The 15,224-nt window shown below is 61.4% G+C and carries 14 protein-coding genes; 8 read left to right on the top strand and 6 right to left on the bottom strand.

Features of this window, described 5'->3' with window-relative positions; all coding sequences use genetic code 11:
• Positions 1 to 3: 3 nt before the first annotated feature.
• From HGP12_RS06770 to HGP12_RS06760, 3 genes are read left to right on the top strand one after another with little or no spacing between them, the layout of a single operon-like run.
• Positions 4 to 543, top strand: a complete 540-nt coding sequence (locus HGP12_RS06770; protein ID WP_168838018.1) for a sigma-70 family RNA polymerase sigma factor — start codon at positions 4 to 6, stop codon at positions 541 to 543.
• Entirely contained in the window at positions 530 to 1,297 is a 768-nt protein-coding gene (locus HGP12_RS06765; protein ID WP_168838019.1) for an anti-sigma factor family protein, read from the top strand. Before HGP12_RS06770 ends, HGP12_RS06765 begins: the two co-directional genes overlap by 14 nt.
• Before the next feature lie 22 nt (positions 1,298 to 1,319).
• The gene (locus HGP12_RS06760; RefSeq protein ID WP_168838020.1) at positions 1,320 to 2,036 is read left to right on the top strand and encodes a Bax inhibitor-1/YccA family protein; all 717 of its coding nucleotides are present in this window, start codon (positions 1,320 to 1,322) and stop codon (positions 2,034 to 2,036) included.
• A 340-nt stretch (positions 2,037 to 2,376) separates the two neighbouring features.
• On the opposite strand, the gene dgoD is transcribed toward HGP12_RS06760, so the two are convergent.
• Positions 2,377 to 3,525 (bottom strand): galactonate dehydratase, encoded by a 1,149-nt coding sequence (gene dgoD, locus HGP12_RS06755; RefSeq protein ID WP_092712672.1) that lies wholly within the window; start codon positions 3,523 to 3,525, stop codon positions 2,377 to 2,379.
• Between the two features lie 30 nt (positions 3,526 to 3,555).
• On the bottom strand, positions 3,556 to 4,365 hold the full coding sequence (locus tag HGP12_RS06750; protein ID WP_168838021.1) for a FadR/GntR family transcriptional regulator: 810 nt from the start codon (positions 4,363 to 4,365) through the stop codon (positions 3,556 to 3,558).
• Positions 4,366 to 4,697: 332 nt separating this feature from the next.
• Between HGP12_RS06750 and HGP12_RS06745 the strand changes: the two genes are divergently transcribed.
• From HGP12_RS06745 to HGP12_RS06725, 5 genes are all read left to right on the top strand, one after another.
• A complete protein-coding gene (locus HGP12_RS06745; RefSeq protein ID WP_104824404.1) occupies positions 4,698 to 5,129 on the top strand; it encodes an OsmC family protein in 432 nt (143 codons plus the stop codon).
• A 121-nt stretch (positions 5,130 to 5,250) separates the two neighbouring features.
• Positions 5,251 to 5,730, top strand: coding sequence for a hypothetical protein (locus HGP12_RS06740; protein WP_168838022.1), 480 nt, complete (start codon positions 5,251 to 5,253; stop codon positions 5,728 to 5,730).
• Positions 5,731 to 5,959: 229 nt separating this feature from the next.
• The gene (locus HGP12_RS06735) at positions 5,960 to 6,568 is read left to right on the top strand and encodes a TetR family transcriptional regulator (RefSeq protein ID WP_168838576.1); all 609 of its coding nucleotides are present in this window, start codon (positions 5,960 to 5,962) and stop codon (positions 6,566 to 6,568) included.
• A 61-nt stretch (positions 6,569 to 6,629) separates the two neighbouring features.
• Complete coding sequence (locus HGP12_RS06730; protein WP_168838023.1) at positions 6,630 to 7,778, top strand: efflux RND transporter periplasmic adaptor subunit; 1,149 nt, start codon at positions 6,630 to 6,632, stop codon at positions 7,776 to 7,778.
• 23 nt (positions 7,779 to 7,801) lie between these two features.
• Complete coding sequence (locus HGP12_RS06725) at positions 7,802 to 10,960, top strand: efflux RND transporter permease subunit (protein ID WP_168838024.1); 3,159 nt, start codon at positions 7,802 to 7,804, stop codon at positions 10,958 to 10,960.
• A gap of 22 nt (positions 10,961 to 10,982) precedes the next feature.
• Here the strand turns inward: HGP12_RS06725 and HGP12_RS06720 are convergent, their stop codons facing one another.
• The 4 genes from HGP12_RS06720 to HGP12_RS06705 form a co-directional block, all read right to left on the bottom strand.
• Positions 10,983 to 11,753, bottom strand: coding sequence for a metallophosphoesterase (locus tag HGP12_RS06720; RefSeq protein ID WP_168838025.1), 771 nt, complete (start codon positions 11,751 to 11,753; stop codon positions 10,983 to 10,985).
• 227 nt (positions 11,754 to 11,980) lie between these two features.
• On the bottom strand, positions 11,981 to 12,454 hold the full coding sequence (locus HGP12_RS06715; protein ID WP_168838026.1) for a VOC family protein: 474 nt from the start codon (positions 12,452 to 12,454) through the stop codon (positions 11,981 to 11,983).
• Between the two features lie 173 nt (positions 12,455 to 12,627).
• On the bottom strand, positions 12,628 to 13,641 hold the full coding sequence (pdxA, locus tag HGP12_RS06710) for a 4-hydroxythreonine-4-phosphate dehydrogenase PdxA (RefSeq protein ID WP_168838027.1): 1,014 nt from the start codon (positions 13,639 to 13,641) through the stop codon (positions 12,628 to 12,630).
• A complete protein-coding gene (locus tag HGP12_RS06705; protein WP_168838028.1) occupies positions 13,638 to 14,837 on the bottom strand; it encodes a four-carbon acid sugar kinase family protein in 1,200 nt (399 codons plus the stop codon). Before HGP12_RS06705 ends, pdxA begins: the two co-directional genes overlap by 4 nt.
• Positions 14,838 to 15,224: the final 387 nt, after the last annotated feature.

The following is a 15,224-nucleotide window of genomic DNA, read 5'->3' as shown; positions in this document are numbered from 1 at the left end:
GGTATGGAACGCAAAGGACGCACATTCGACGTTTTGGGGCAGCTCGGTTCGCTGAGACGTTATGCCCGCTCGCTCGTGCGCAATGCGGACGAGGCCGAAGATCTGGTGCATGACGCACTGGTCAAGGCATACGAGCGCAAGGCATCGTTCCGGCGCGACGGCAATCTACGCACCTGGCTATTGTCGATCCTGCACAATGTGCATATCGACCGCCTGCGCCAGACGAAATCGCAGAACCGTCGCCACGAGGAGGCTGCAGCCGAGCTCGAGCCGGCATTGCCGGCATCGCAGGATCATACGGTCCGTTTGAGCCAGGTCCGCGAAGCTTTCTTCAGTCTGCCCGAGGAGCAGCGTGAGGCGCTACATCTCGTGGCGATCGAGGACCTCTCCTATCAGGAGGCGGCATCCGCGCTTGGCATTCCAGTCGGCACGCTGATGTCGCGCATTGCGCGGGCTCGCGCGACGCTGCGCAATTTCGAGGAGGCTACCTCCAAGGTTTCCCATCTCAGGCTCATCGACGGAGGCGGCAATGAAAATCGTTGATCCGATCATCGATACCGATCTCGACGCCTATGTCGATGGCGAGCTGACCCTCGGGCGCCGTGTCGAGGTGGAATCCTATCTCTCGGAGCATCCCGAGATCGCGGCCAAGGTGATGGCTGACATGAGCATTCGCGGCGAGCTGCGCATGGCGCTGGCCGGAGAAGGCCATGTGGTCCGGGCCGAAACGCGCGAAGCCGCGCGGCGGCTGGAGCGCGGGCTGGTCTATGGACGCATGCTGGGCTCTTTCCAGCGCGTCGCGGCCATTGCCGTGCTGGTGACGACCGGCTGGGTCGCGCATACATCCTTCGGCGCCTTTACGGCGAGCGAGGTCAGCGCGTCCACACGGCCGCCGGCTTTCGTCGACGATGCGGTGCGCGCTTATAAGACAACGGCGGTGCGCGAAGAAATCAAGCAGCCGTCGGTCGTGAATTACAATCCCGAGGAAATCCGCGCTTCGACGGCGATCGTCCTGCCGGAGCTGCCGGGTGGCTGGCGCGTCACCGATGCGCAGATCTATCCGTCGGAGTTCGGTCCGAGCGTCGAAATGATGGTTGATGCCGGCAAGGACGGGCATTTGTCACTTTTCGCCGTCCGTCCGGGCACATTCGCCGTCAAGGACGTCAGTCACGTCAAGCGTGACGATGTCCAGGCTGCCTATTGGCAGATCGGCGAAGTCGCCTATGCGCTGATCGGCAATGGCCAGGCGGACCAGCTCGACAGCGATGCCGAACAGCTTGCCCGCAGCCTGTACTAGTTTGAATTAAAGGAGAACGACCATGAACCCGACCAATCCGCGATACGGCTACGGCGCCGCCGCCGGCTCGCAGGCGCTCTTCGACGAGGGACTGCGCAAGCATATGCTGCGCGTCTACAACTACATGGGTATCGGCCTTGTCGTGACGGGTATCGTCGCGCTGATCGTCGGCACCACGCCGGCGCTTTATGTGCCGATCTTCCAGACGCCGCTGAAGTGGGTCGTCATGCTGGCGCCGCTCGCCTTCGTCTTCTTCTTCTCGTTCCGCATCCAGTCGATGTCGGCGAGCACGGCGCAGATGATGTTCTGGGCGTTCTGTGCGGTCATGGGCCTGTCGCTGGCTTCGGTCTTCCTGGTCTTCACCGGCACGAGCATCGCACGCACCTTCTTCATCGCCGCCACCATGTTCGGCGCGACCAGCCTCTACGGCTATACGACCAAGCGTGATCTTGCCAACATCGGTTCATTCCTGATGATGGGTCTGTTCGGTGTGATCATCGCCAGCGTCGTCAATATCTTCCTGGGGTCCAGCGCGCTGCAGTTCGCAATCTCGGTGATCGGTATCGTCGTCTTCGTCGGTCTCACCGCCTGGGATACGCAGAACATCAAGGAACAGTATGCCGAAAACTACGATCAGGAATCGCAGCAGAAGCTCGCCGTCTTCGGCGCCCTGTCGCTCTACCTGAACTTCGTCAACATCTTCCAGCTGCTGCTGAATTTCACCGGCGAACGGGAATAGTTTGGAATTACTCGCTTGAGCATGATCTGAGCTGAAGGGCACTCCACCCCTTTGGTGATCATGCTCCAGGAATGCGTCTCCCTGGGGGCTTGTTGAGACGCATGACGCGCCTGCAGTATCTGCGCCGATACTGCAGGCGCAACCTTTTTCAACAACGGAAACCGGGCCTACGATGGAGCCAGTTTCGTCGTCATCTTCGCCGCAGCGCGGCAAGGGGAAAGGTGCCGGATTTCAGAGAGCACCGGTTTAAAGAAAAGCCCGACAGCGCAGATCTGCTGCTGTCGGGCCTTCAATCATTCGGGGTAGAAAATCTTCGGCCTCTGAGGTGAGGGCCGGACTCTTACCATTCGGCGACGCTGCCGTCCTCATGGCGCCAGACCGGGTTGCGCCAGCGATGGCCTTCCTTGGCGCGTTCGATGACATAGGCTTCGTCGACTTCGATGCCGAGGCCGGGACCCTGCGGAATGCTGACGAAGCCGTCGGCATATTGGAACACCTCCTTGTTGGAGATGTAGTCGAGGATGTCGTTGCCCTTGTTGTAGTGGATGCCGAGGCTTTGCTCCTGGATGAAGGCATTATAGCTGACGGCGTCGACCTGCAGGCAGGCGGCGAGCGCGATTGGGCCGAGTGGGCAATGCGGGGCGAGCGCCACGTCATAGGCTTCGGCCATGGCCGCGATCTTGCGGCATTCGGTGATGCCCCCGGCGTGGCTGAGGTCGGGCTGCAGAATGTCGACATAGCCGTCCGACAGAACCGACTTGAAATCCCAGCGCGAATAGAGGCGTTCGCCGAGCGCGATCGGCGTCGAGCAATGGTTGGCGATTTCCTTCAACGCTTCGCGGTTTTCCGACAGCACCGGCTCCTCGATGAAGAGCAGCTTGTAGGGCTCCAGCTCCTTGGCCAGGACCTTGGCCATCGGCCGGTGGACGCGGCCGTGGAAATCGACGCCGATGCCGATATAAGGGCCAATCGCCTCGCGGATGGTGGCGATGGTTTCGACAGCCTTCTCCACCTTGTCGTAGGTGTCGACGATCTGCATCTCCTCGCAGCCGTTGAGCTTGATTGCCTTGAAGCCGCGGGCAACCACGTCCTTGGCGTTGTTGGCGACGTCGGAGGGACGATCGCCGCCGATCCATGAATAGACTTTGATCTTGTCGCGTACCTGGCCGCCGAGCAGCGAGTGGATCGGCTGCCCGAGCGCCTTGCCCTTGATGTCCCACAGCGCCTGGTCGATGCCGGCAAGGGCCGACATGTGGACGGCGCCGCCGCGATAGAAGCCGGCGCGGTACATGACGTTCCAGTGATCCTCGATCAGGAAGGGATCCTTACCGATCAGATAGTCTTCCAGCTCGTGCACAGCCGCCTGAACCGTAAGCGCGCGACCCTCGACCACGGGCTCGCCCCAGCCGACGATGCCTTCGTCGGTCTCGATCTTCAGGAACAGCCAGCGCGGGGGAACGATATAGGTCGTCAGCTTGGTGATTTTCATGGGAATGATTCCGTTTGGCTTTGGGTTGCGTCAGCGGCGCGAGGCCGCGGATCTCGGGGTTTCGGGATTTGTTTTCCGGCCTTCGTCCAGTCGTCGTTCGACGGCAAGATCGCGCGCCGCAAGATCGAGCATGCGATGAGCGCAGTCGCGCGCGGCGTTCCGGTCGCGAAGGCGCAGCGCCTCGACAAGTTCGCCGTGAACCGCAATCGCCTCGTCGCGGCTATGGGCGGCGACGTTGGAGGCATGGAGCGCATATTTGAGGCCGGCATGCATGGCGCTGGACAGGCGTCGGAATACCTGATTGTGGCTGGCGCTCAGGAGTACGTTGTGGAAGGTCACGTCGGCCTCCGTAAAACCTTCCGGATCATCGCCGCTGTGGCGCATCCGCTGCCATGCATTCTCCAGATCGGCAATCTCGCGGGCGGTGGCGCGCTCGGCCGCATATTCGGCGGCGGCGGGCTCGATGGTGCGGCGCGCCTCGAGAATGGAGCCGAGAATGTCGAAATCGGCGATGAAGGGACCCATCCATTGCAGGACATCCTGGTCGAGAATGTTCCAGTCGTCCTTGTCGCAGACCGTGGTGCCGATGCGCGGCTTACCGCGCACGAGGCCCTTGGATTCCAACACTTTGAGAGATTCGCGGATAACCGTGCGGCTGACGCCGTACATTTCACAGAGGTCGTTTTCGCGCGGCAGGGTCGAGCCGGAGGGATAGCGTTCGGCGCAGATGTCTTCGGCGATCGCGGCGGTCACGTTTTTGCGCACGCGCGGGCGGCGCGCCGGCCGCGTTGAGGAGCCATGCCCCTGTTTTGCAAGCCCCTGTCTTTCGAGCGATTCCACCCTATCTCCTCTACACCGTTTCGCATGCTCGCCCGAATATCTCTCTCGGCCAGAGGCAGGCGGGTCTTTCATGCAGGCGATGCCCGGCCATGTTTCGTGACCGTATTGAAATCATGATACGATAATCATCATACATTGGCAACATTCTTGTATGATGATTGAGAGGGTGCGATTGCCTTTTCCGGATCGACGCCGCTTCTGTTACGGCGGCGTCGTCTTCAACGGATAGAAGGAATATGGTGTCGGTGCAGGCGGCCAGGCCGCTTGCCGTCGATCATCAGGGGGAGGCGGGTTTCGCTTCCCTAAGTTCATTCAACGATAAGGAGGACGACATGCAGATCAATCGTACAGGTTCGGCCCAATGGTCCGGCGGTTTGAAGGACGGCAAGGGTCAGATCTCGACGCAGAGCGGCGCGCTCAATCATTATCCTTACGGCTTTGCCAGCCGGTTCGAAGGCGTTCCCGGCACCAATCCGGAAGAGTTGATCGGCGCTGCGCATGCCGGTTGCTTCACCATGGCCCTGTCGCTGATCCTGAATGAGGCAGGCTTCACCGCCGAAAGCATGGAGACGACGGCCAAGGTCACGCTTGAAAGCGTCGAAGGCGGTTTCGCCATCACCGCGATCCATCTGACGCTGACGGGCAAGGTTCCCGGCGCCGACGAGGCAACTTTCACCGAGCTTGCCAACAAGGCGAAGGCGGGTTGCCCGGTTTCCAAGGCGCTTGCTTCCGTTCCGATCTCTCTGGAAGTTCACGCCGCCTAAGCGGCCGTTTCAGCCTTTCGCGTCGCGCTGGCTGGCGCGGCGCGTTTAGTGTATGGTCCCTCCACCGTGGGCTTTGCGCTGTCATTTTCACTGAAATGCGGTGCTTTAAGGGGAGGGGCGAATGTCTGGAATTCTCTTAATTCATGTCGTCATAAGCTTGATTGCCATCGTCAGCGGCGTCGTCGTGGCCCAGGGGTTTCTCGCGGGCAACCGTCATAATCGATCGACGCTCGTCTATATGCTGACCACCGTTCTTACCAGCCTGACGGGCTTTCTGCTCCCGTTTCACAGTGTCACGCCGGCGATCATCGTCGGCACCGTCTGTCTTCTGATCTTCATCCCGACGGCGCTGGCACGCTACAGGTTTCGTCTTTCCGGCATCTGGCGTCCCGTCTTCGTGATCGGCGCCCTGGTGCTGCTCTTCTTCAACTGTCTCGTGCTGATCGTTCAGTCGTTCCAGAAGATATCGGTCCTCAATGCGCTGGCGCCGAATGGCAACGAGCCGCCGATATTAGCTGCGCAGGTGGCGCTGCTGGTGGTGATTGTGTTCGTCGGCTTTTTCAGCCTTCGACGCTTTCATCCAACGCTTATGAGCGCCTGAGCGGGCGACTTTCGCTGCTGCGACAAAATGCCGGACACTTTCGCTGCGTTCCGCGAGGAGCGTTGTCGATGATTTAACTCTTGTTTCAAGTTGTTCGGCGCATCCTCGGTTTATTCAATAGCATCTAAAAGCCGCCCAGGTTGCGGGCGGCTTCATTGACATCGGCGCTCTGATGGTTTACGAGTGACGAAAATTGAAAATCGTCACTCGTAAACCATCAGGCCTGCTCATGCTCGATCTTTCCGACGTTAGCGCCGATCCTGCCCGCCAGGAAAACGTCACGCGTATTCTCGATGCCGCCGAAAAGCTGTTTCGCCACTATGGCTACAGCAAGACGAACGTGGCCGACATCGCGCGCGATCTCGGCATGTCGACGGCGAATATCTACCGGTTTTTTGGCTCCAAGACGGAAATCCATCAGGCTATCTGTGGGCGCATGCTCGGCCAGAGCTACCAGATGGCGCTTGCCATCCGCAATCAGCCCATCAGCGCCGCCGATCGGCTGCGGGCCTATACCATGGCCCAGTACAGGATGACGATGGAGGCCATGCTCGACGAGCAGAAGGTTCACGAGATGGTCGTTGTCGCCATCGAGCGCGATTGGCACGTCATCGAAAAACATATCGACAGCATCCACGATCTGATCGCCGAGATCATTGCGGAGGGCATTGCCGCCGGTGAGTTCGTCGAGCAGGACCCCTATGTCGCGTCCAAATGTTTCGGCGCGGCGACCATCAATCTCTGTCACCCGCAGATGGTGGCCCAGTGCCTCGCCAAGACAAACCGGGCCGAGCCCGAGGATCTCATCGAATTCGCCATCAGGGCCTTGAAGAAATAGCAATGCGCGCACCGGATGGCCGGCGTGCTTCCACTCTTTTGTTCGACTTTAGGAGAGCGACATGGTTTCGCTGACGACCAACACCCTACGGACCGTAGCCGGCGCGGCGCTTTTTGCCGCATTTGCGCTGACGCTCTCCGGCTGCAACGAGAAGAAGGAAGAGGCGGCGGAGGTGATCCGGCCGGTGAAGGTGGTCGAGATCGCCCAGGCGGACACGACACGCAAGCTCGATTATTCGGGTGCCGTGCGCGCCCGCACCGAGATGAACCTCGGCTTCCGCGTCAATGGCAAGATCGTCGAACGCAAGGTGGATATCGGCCAGAGGGTGAAGCCCGGTGATGTGCTCGCCCGCATGGATGCGACCGATTATGTCCTTGCCGTGCGCCGTTCGCAGGCTGATCTGGATTCGGCGGAAAAGCAGGTGCAGACGACCGAGCTTGCCCGCACACGTGCGCAGACGCTGTTCGATAAGAACGTCACCTCCAAGTCGCAGCTCGAACAGGCCGAACTCTCCTATGAACAAGCCGTTTCGACGCGTGATTCCGCGGCTTCGGCGCTGACCGAGGCCAAGAACCAGGTCGCCTATGCCGACCTGACCTCGGACATGAACGGCATCGTGACTGCAATCAATGCCGATGTCGGCCAGGTGGTCAGTTCCGGCACGCCGGTCATTACCGTTGCTGTCGATGGCGAGAAGGAAGTGCAGGTCGCCGTGCCGGAAATGGACATCGCCCAATTCAAGACCGGCAAGGACGTCAAGGCGCGCTTCTGGTCCGACTCAGCTCTCGTTCTGGATGGAAAGGTGCGGGAAGTATCGGGCAGTGCCGATCAGTCGCGCACGTTTGCGGTGCGCGTGAGCCTGCCGAATGATCCGCGCGTGCTGCTCGGCATGACCGCGACCATCGAAGCGCTCGCCGGCAATACGAAACCGTACGTTTCCATTCCGCTGAGCGCCCTTGCGCAGAAGGACGGGCAACAGATCGTCTGGCTCGTCGACCGCAATGCCGGCACCGTCCATTCCCGCGCCGTCAAGATCGCCGATTTCGCCGATGATGGCGTGCGCGTCGCCGATGGCCTGAAAACCGGCGATGTCGTCATTGCCGCCGGTACGCAATTCATGACCGAGAACATGAAGGTCAAGGTCCCGAGCGCTGGCGCTCAGCAGGCCTCCGCGGAAACCAAAGCCGCTTCGGCGGATATCGTACGCTGACCCGGATCGAAGGGGACGACATCATGTCCATCAATAGCACCTCCGGCGAGAGGAAGCGTTTCAACCTGTCGCGCTGGGCGATCGCCCATCCAAGCATCGCGCGGTTCCTGTTCGGGCTCATCATCATCGCCGGCGCGCTCGGCCTGACCCATATGGGCCAGAAGGAAGATCCGGATTTCACCTTCCGCGTCATGGTCGTGCAGACCGTGTGGCCCGGCGCTTCGCTGCAGGACATGGAAGACCAGGTGGTCAACAAGATCGAGCGCAAGCTGCAGGAAACGCCGCATCTCGATTGGGTCAAATCCTATACCCGCGCCGGCTTTGCCATCACCACCATCCAGATCAAGGGCGACACCAACACCGCTGAGGTGAAGGACGCCTTCTACCAGATCCGCAAGAAGATCGGCGATATCGGCAACGAGCTGCCGTCCGGCCTGCTCGGTCCGTATTTCAACGATGAATTCGGCGATACTTTCATCACGCTGCATTCGATCAGCGGCGACGGCTACACCTATCCGGAGCTGAAGAAATTCGCCATCCAGGCCCGCGACATGCTGCTTTCGACGCCGGGTGTCGAGAAGGCCACCATCATCGGCGACCAGGCGGAGCAGATCTATATCGATGTCTCCTCCAAGGTTCTGGCCGAGCGCGGGTTGACGCTCAACGACCTGAAGAACGCCATTGTCGGCCAGAACAATGTTGATCCGGCGGGCACCGTCGATACCAGCACGCGCTCGGTGCGCATCTCGGTCGAGGGCGATGTCAACAAGATCGAGGACATCAAGAACCTCCGGCTCAATGCGGGCGGCCAGGTGACCCGTCTCGGTGATATCGCCATCGTCACCGCCGGTCTGCAGGACCCCTACACGGCCAAGTTCCTGTATAACGGCCATCCGAGCGTGCAGCTGGGCGTCGTCATGGCCAACGGCTACAAGGTGACCGATGTCGGTACGTCCGTCGAGGAAACCTACAAGCGGTTCGAAGCCTCGCTGCCGGTCGGCGTTCAGGTCGACCAGATCGCCAACCAGCCTGACGTCGTCACCGACGCAATCAGCGAATTCATGCATGCGCTCGGCGAAGCTCTCGTCATCGTGCTGATCGTCTCGTTCCTGTCGATCGGCTGGCGTTCCGGCCTCGTCATTGCCATCGCCATTCCGCTGGTGCTGGCCGCGACCTTCGCCATCATGTACGAGTTCGGCATCGACCTGCAGCGCATTTCGCTCGGCGCGCTCATCATCGCGCTCGGCCTGCTGGTCGACGACGCCATGATCGTGGTCGAGCTCATGGAGCGCAAGCTGGAGGAGGGGCTCGTGAAGCTCGATGCCGCCAGCTTCGCCTATTCCTCGACCGCCTTCCCGATGCTGACGGGCACGTTGATCACGACCGCAGGCTTCATTCCGGTGGGTTTTGCGGCATCGACGGCCGGCGAATATGTCCGCACGCTCTTCTACGTCGTTGGTATCGCGCTCGTCGTCTCCTGGTTCGTGGCCGTCTATTTCACGCCATGGCTCGGCTACATGATCCTCAAGCAGCGTCACCATGCGGGCGAGCATCATGACGTTTTCGATACGCGCTTCTATCGCCGCCTGCGGGCGTCGGTCACCTGGGCCGTGCGTCACCGCGTCATCGTACTGCTCCTGACGCTTGCCGCCTTCGTCGGCAGCCTGTGGTCCTTCCAGTTCATTCCGCAGAATTTCTTCCCGCAGTCGTCGCGTCCGGAAATCCTCGTCGATCTTTGGCTGCCCGAGGGCACCAGCATCAAGGAAGTCGAACGGCAGGCACAGGCGCTGGAAGCCCGCATGGCCGATGATCCGGACAAGCGCTTCATCGCCACCTATGTCGGCCAGGGCGCGCCGCGCTTCTTCCTGCCGCTCGATCAGCAGCTCACCAACCCGAACTATGCCCAGATGCTTGTCATGGCCAAGGACGAGCCGGCCCGCGAGCGGCTGATCACCAAGATGCGCGGCATCCTGGCGGCGGATTTCCCGTCGGTCCGCGGCAAGGTCGACCGCCTGTTCCTCGGTCCGCCGACAGGCTGGCCCGTGCAGCTGCGCGTCATGGGTCCCGACCGGCAGGAGGTTCGCCACATTGCCGACGAGGTGAAGCAGCGCTTCTCTCAGAATCCGTTGCTCGGCGCCATCCATGACGACTGGCTCGAGCCGGTGCCGGCGATGAAGCTGGTGATCGATCAGGATCGCGCCCGCGCTCTCGGTGTTACCTCGCAGCGCATCCGCCAGATGCTGCAGGCCTCGATGTCCGGCGTCACCCTCGACAATTATCGCGAGGGCGAAGAAACCGTCGGGATCGTCGCCCGCGAGCCGGACGCAAGCCGTCATCTGCTGACCTCGGTGAACTCGGTCTATATCCCCACCGATAGCGGCGGATTCGTGCCGCTGTCGCAGGTTGCCAAGATCGTGCCCGTGATGGAGCAGAGCATAGAATGGCGCCGTGACCGCCTGCCGACCATCAGCGTGCGGGCGACCCTGCCCGACAATGTGCAGTCGAACGATGTGACGGCCAAGCTCTACAACGACATGGCCGATCTCAGGAACAGCCTGCCGGCCGGCTACAAGATCGAGATCCAGGGCGGCGCCGAAGACAGCGCCGAAAGCCAGGCCTCGATCGCCGCCAAGGCGCCGATCATGCTCGTCATCATCGTCGTGCTTTTGATGGCGCAGCTGCAGCACTTCGGCAAGGCGATGCTGGTGCTCGCCACTGGCCCGCTCGGCATCATCGGTGCGGCAGGCGCCCTCTTGATCAGCGGTGCGCCCTTCGGCTTCGTGGCGATCCTCGGCGTCATCGCGCTGCTCGGCATCATCATCCGCAACTCGATCATCCTCGTCGACCAGATCGACCAGGATATCGCGGCGGGCATGGATCGGAAGGAAGCAATCATCGGCTCGGCCGTGCGTCGTTTCCGGCCGATCATGCTGACGGCGCTGACGGCCGTACTCGCGCTGATCCCGATCTCGCGCGGCGTCTTCTGGGGGCCGCTCGCCTACGCCATGATGGGCGGCATTCTGGTCGCGACCGTGCTGACGATCTTCGTTTTGCCCGCCGGCTACGCCCTGTTCTTCGGCCGCGAGCCGAAGAGCAAGTCGGCGGAACCGCCGGCCAAGGAGCAGGCCGACGAGGAGGAGCAGAATACCATCCATCTGCCGCCGGCTGTGGCGGCGGAATAGGGCATCTTAAGAAACCCCGGTCTCAGGCCGGGGTTTTCGTTTGGGTTGTTCGGATCGGCGGCAGGGTGGTCTGCCTGCCATCGGCGATCTTGAGGATCGTCAGGCTTCCGCCCATGGAAACGGCCGTATCGATGCCGATGCGGCCTATGCCGAAAGTCGGATGGGAGTCAGGCGTATGCCCGTGGACCACCAAAATCGGCAGTCGCGGTCCTTCCGACAGGAAGGGCTCACGGATCCACATCAAATCCTCGTCCGTCTGATCCCTGAAGGGAATACCGGGCCTGACGCCGGCATGAACAAAGAGCGTCGAGCCGAATGTGACGGCTGCGGCGAGCGACCGCAGCAGATCGACATGCGCTGGCGGCATCGCCTTCAGCGTCATGTCGCGCAATTGCCGGATGCTATAGCCAAGGTCGAAAAGTATGTGCCTGGCGTCGATGCCATAGGAGGCGAGCGTCGGCAGCGCGCCGAATTCGAGCCAATGGACATTGGTATCGGGATCATCGAGAAAATGCAGGAAGACATCGTCGTGATTGCCGCAAAGCGCGTAGCGGTCGAAGCCTTCCGGTGGCGGCGCGCTGAGATGCGCCAGCACGTCGCTGGAGCGCGGGCCGCGATCGACATAATCGCCGAGAAACATCAAAAGCTTGCGGCCGGGAAGGGAGCGGGCATCGGCAACGATGCGTCTTTCAGCCTCCGCCATCTCGTCGTGGCAGCCATGGATGTCGCTCAGTGCATAGATCGCGGTATAATCGCGTCCGGTGAGATCAATGCGGTCCCGTTGCTGCTGCATGAAATCGGCCGTTTCCCGCCGGGTCGTGCTTGAACGGCCGCGGCAGTCCAATTGCTTGAAATGGTGTCGAAACCCGCTTTCGGCGAGTCTGTATCGGACGGTATTCCAAGCATCGACCTGCCGCAAGTCTTACGGGCAGCGGCATTGGTCTGAACCGCTGAAATTGCAGGGAATTTCAGAATGTCTTCGGGGGATCGCACGCATGGCACAATCCCCCGAATGGTCGCTCAGTCGCGATAGGCGGCCTCAAGCTCGGCAATATCGAGCTTCACCATCTCCATCATCGCCTGCATGACGCGGGCCGCCTTGGCCGGGTCCGGATCGGCGATATATTTGCCGAGCACACTCGGCACGATCTGCCAGGAAATGCCGTAGCGATCCTTGAGCCAGCCGCATTGAACGGCCGCTCCCCCATCAGTCAGCCCGTTCCAGAGCCTGTCGACTTCAGCTTGGTCGGCGCAATCGACCTCGAGCGAGATCGCATGGGTGAACTCGACGTGGCTGCCGCCGTTCATCGCCATGAAGCGCTGTCCGGCAAGCGTAAAGCTGACGACCAGAACCTGATCGGACTTTCCGGCCGGCGTGTCGACGATATTCCTCTGAACATGATCGATTCTGGAGTCCGGGAAGAGCGAAACGTAGAAATTCGCTGCTTCCTCCGCTTCGCGCGCAAACCACAGGCACGGGGCAATCTTGGACATAATGTGCTCCTCTCTCGGATAGCTTTCTTTAGCTAAGCTGCCAGAGGACGTTCGATAGAGCGGGATGCCGACAGGTGGATTTGAAAAAGTGCTTTTCAAGTCGCCGTAGGTAAGCGGAGCGGCAGAGGAAGGTGTCAGAGGTCCGGCATACGCGGAGACGCAGCAAATCTATCTCAACCGCCCGCGAGCCTTTCGGCGAATTCGATCGCCTCGATCAGGCTGCGCTCATTGGCGATGCCCTTGCCGGCGATGTCGAAGGCGGTGCCGTGGTCGACGGAGGTGCGCACGATCGGCAGGCCGAGCGTGATGTTGACGCCGGAAAGGTCAATCCATTTTCCCGTCGCCGGGTCGATTTCGAAACCCAAGAGCTTGACCGGGATATGTCCCTGATCGTGATACATGGCGACAACAGCGTCATATTGGCCGGCGCGCAGCTTGACGAAGACGGTATCGCCGGGGACGGGGCCGACGATGTCGAGGCCCTCGGATACGGCCTTGGCGATGGTGGGCGCGGAAATATCGATATCCTGCCTGCCGAAGAGGCCGCCTTCGCCGGCATGCGGATTGAGCGCCGCCACCGCGATCTTCGGCTTGGCGATGCCAAGATTTTTGAGCGCCTTATGCGTGAGGTCGATGACGAGCCGCAGCCGCTCGGGCGTCAGGCGCTTCGGCACATCCTCCAGCGCGACATGCGTGGTGACGTGGCTGACGCGCATGTTGCCATGGGCCAGCATCATCACCGAGCCGCGCGCGCCTGTCAGCTCGGCCAAAAGCTCGGTATGGCCGGCATAATGGAAGCCGGCCTTGTTCAGCGCTTCCTTGTTGAGTGGCGCGGTGACGATGCCGCCGACCTTGCCAGACATGGCAAGCTGAACGCCCTTCTCGATCGCCTTATAGGCCATGCGTCCACCATCTGCAGAAAGCCGGCCCGGCAGGATCGGCTCTCCCTCGGCATCGGCCTGGATGAAGCAGAGGTTCGGCCAATCGCCCTCCATCTCGGCTTCCGGGATTTCGATATCGGGGCCGAGCTGCCGTTCGGCGAGGCGCAGGGCTGGGCCGCTGCCGATAATTGTAATCTTTAACTTACCTTCGTCAATCCTGTCCTTCAGCCGGGCTGCGGCCTTGACGATGATTTCCGGGCCGATGCCGGCGGGGTCGCCCATGGTGATTGCCAGGTGTCGCGTCATGGTTCTTCTCCTCCGGCAATCAGCCCGTTTTCACTCAAGAGATCGCGCCATAGGGTAGGGCCGCCGAATGCGCCTGATTTGGAGATCACCGTGGTGCCTTGCCAGGGGCCGCCGACGATGGTGGAGCGGGGCAGGCCCGGCGCTGCCTGGCCGGTGATGCTGAGGGCTGTCACGTCGAGCGCCGAGCATAGGTTTCGCAGGGTTTCGCCGCCAGCGACAATCAATGTGCCTGGAGCGGGCAGTGCCTTGGCCATGCCGCCGAAGGTCGCCTCGATCCGTCTTGCCGCATCGTCGCGCGCGAGCCCCGCCGGCAGATCGATGCTGACCATCGCGACGCCGCTTTGCTGGATTTGATGATCGACGGCATCGGCATCAGCGCCTTCGGCAAGCTTCAGCCAGTTGGGGCCGCAGGCCTGGAGCTGCGCGAGCGTAATCGGCTGGTCCGAGCCGAACAGGCCAAGCACCGGCCTTTGCAGCCTGCGTGAGATGGGGACAGTGGGTGAGGGCAGCTGTTCACCTGCGTCTCTTTCGGCCTGAGTGCGACGATGCCTCACGAGATCGATATTGCGCGCTAGTGCTCGGGCTAGCCCGCCGGTGCCGCTCCAGAGGACCGGTCCCTCCAGGCGCGATGATACCCAGGCGATGACAGCGTCCAGATCGTCGTCCGAATGGGCATCGAAAACATGGATGCCATCCGGAATGGGCTGGTTTTCAACGCCATCGACGGAGGTCCGGTCGAGAGCCGTGTTGAAGGCCGGCAATCCCTCTGCCCGTAAATGAGCGGCGAGATCGCCACTGACGTCGCGCCAGGCATCCTTCCCGGCAAACAGCACCTGCCGTCCGCCCCTTGTGTGCCGCCCATGATGCGGAAAGGCCGGCGCGAGAATGCAGTGCCGCCAGTGGCCGAGCCGAAAGCAGGCCGCGAGTTCCGCCGCCCAGGGGCCGCGAAACAGGCTGTCCACCTTCTTGAAGGCGAGATCGGCGCCCTGCAGCAGCGGCGCAATGCCACTGAGGATGGCTGCCGCTTCGGCAGCCGTTTTCTCGCGGGTGCCGCTGTCGATCGCAAGGCAATCCGGCAGGCTCGCCGGAAGTGCATCGCCGCGCTCCACCTCGATCGGCCCATAGACGCCGACGAATTCGACAGCCGTATCGAGCGCGCCGGTCAAATCATCAGCGATAAGGCGGAGGGTGGGCATTGGCGGAGAAGCCTTCAGCGGGCCTTGCGGGTATCGGATAAGGAAATGGACGTGAGGCCTTGCGGTTGCTCTTCTGGCGCGCAATCTTCAGCCTTCCATGAAGGATGTCAACGGGTTGCTTTGTCACTGAGTCATGTCGGCCCGTCGCCGATGAGATCGCTGTCGCACAACCCCTTCCGCCATTGGAGCAGGCGATAGCATATGAAACAAAAAGCGCCCCTCACCCCAACCCTCTCCCCGTTTTGACGGGGAGAGGGGGCGATCCCGCCAAGCCCCTTCGCCCCGCGTGCGGGGAGAAGGTGGACTAGAACAGTTGAGCGAAGCGAAACTGTGAGAGGACGGATGAGGGGCCAACCTGTCCCTATGCAACTGCCTGCCATTTCATCC

Source organism: Rhizobium sp. P28RR-XV (genome assembly GCF_012641385.1).
Lineage (GTDB): Bacteria > Pseudomonadota > Alphaproteobacteria > Rhizobiales > Rhizobiaceae > Rhizobium.
Note: the sequence above shows the minus strand (reverse complement) of the source record. Positions and strands in the feature narration are given on the sequence as shown.

Excerpts from the sequence above, each read along its gene's own strand:
- HGP12_RS06770 (WP_168838018.1), top strand. The coding sequence starts at position 4 with ATGGAACGCAAAGGACGCACATTCGACGTTTTGGGGCAGCTCGGTTCG.
- HGP12_RS06765 (WP_168838019.1), top strand. The coding sequence starts at position 530 with ATGAAAATCGTTGATCCGATCATCGATACCGATCTCGACGCCTATGTC.
- HGP12_RS06760 (WP_168838020.1), top strand. The coding sequence starts at position 1,320 with ATGAACCCGACCAATCCGCGATACGGCTACGGCGCCGCCGCCGGCTCG.
- dgoD (WP_092712672.1), bottom strand. The coding sequence starts at position 3,525 with ATGAAAATCACCAAGCTGACGACCTATATCGTTCCCCCGCGCTGGCTG.
- HGP12_RS06745 (WP_104824404.1), top strand. The coding sequence starts at position 4,698 with ATGCAGATCAATCGTACAGGTTCGGCCCAATGGTCCGGCGGTTTGAAG.
- HGP12_RS06740 (WP_168838022.1), top strand. The coding sequence starts at position 5,251 with ATGTCTGGAATTCTCTTAATTCATGTCGTCATAAGCTTGATTGCCATC.
- HGP12_RS06735 (WP_168838576.1), top strand. The coding sequence starts at position 5,960 with ATGCTCGATCTTTCCGACGTTAGCGCCGATCCTGCCCGCCAGGAAAAC.
- HGP12_RS06730 (WP_168838023.1), top strand. The coding sequence starts at position 6,630 with ATGGTTTCGCTGACGACCAACACCCTACGGACCGTAGCCGGCGCGGCG.
- HGP12_RS06725 (WP_168838024.1), top strand. The coding sequence starts at position 7,802 with ATGTCCATCAATAGCACCTCCGGCGAGAGGAAGCGTTTCAACCTGTCG.
- HGP12_RS06720 (WP_168838025.1), bottom strand. The coding sequence starts at position 11,753 with ATGCAGCAGCAACGGGACCGCATTGATCTCACCGGACGCGATTATACC.
- HGP12_RS06715 (WP_168838026.1), bottom strand. The coding sequence starts at position 12,454 with ATGTCCAAGATTGCCCCGTGCCTGTGGTTTGCGCGCGAAGCGGAGGAA.
- pdxA (WP_168838027.1), bottom strand. The coding sequence starts at position 13,641 with ATGACGCGACACCTGGCAATCACCATGGGCGACCCCGCCGGCATCGGC.
- HGP12_RS06705 (WP_168838028.1), bottom strand. The coding sequence starts at position 14,837 with ATGCCCACCCTCCGCCTTATCGCTGATGATTTGACCGGCGCGCTCGAT.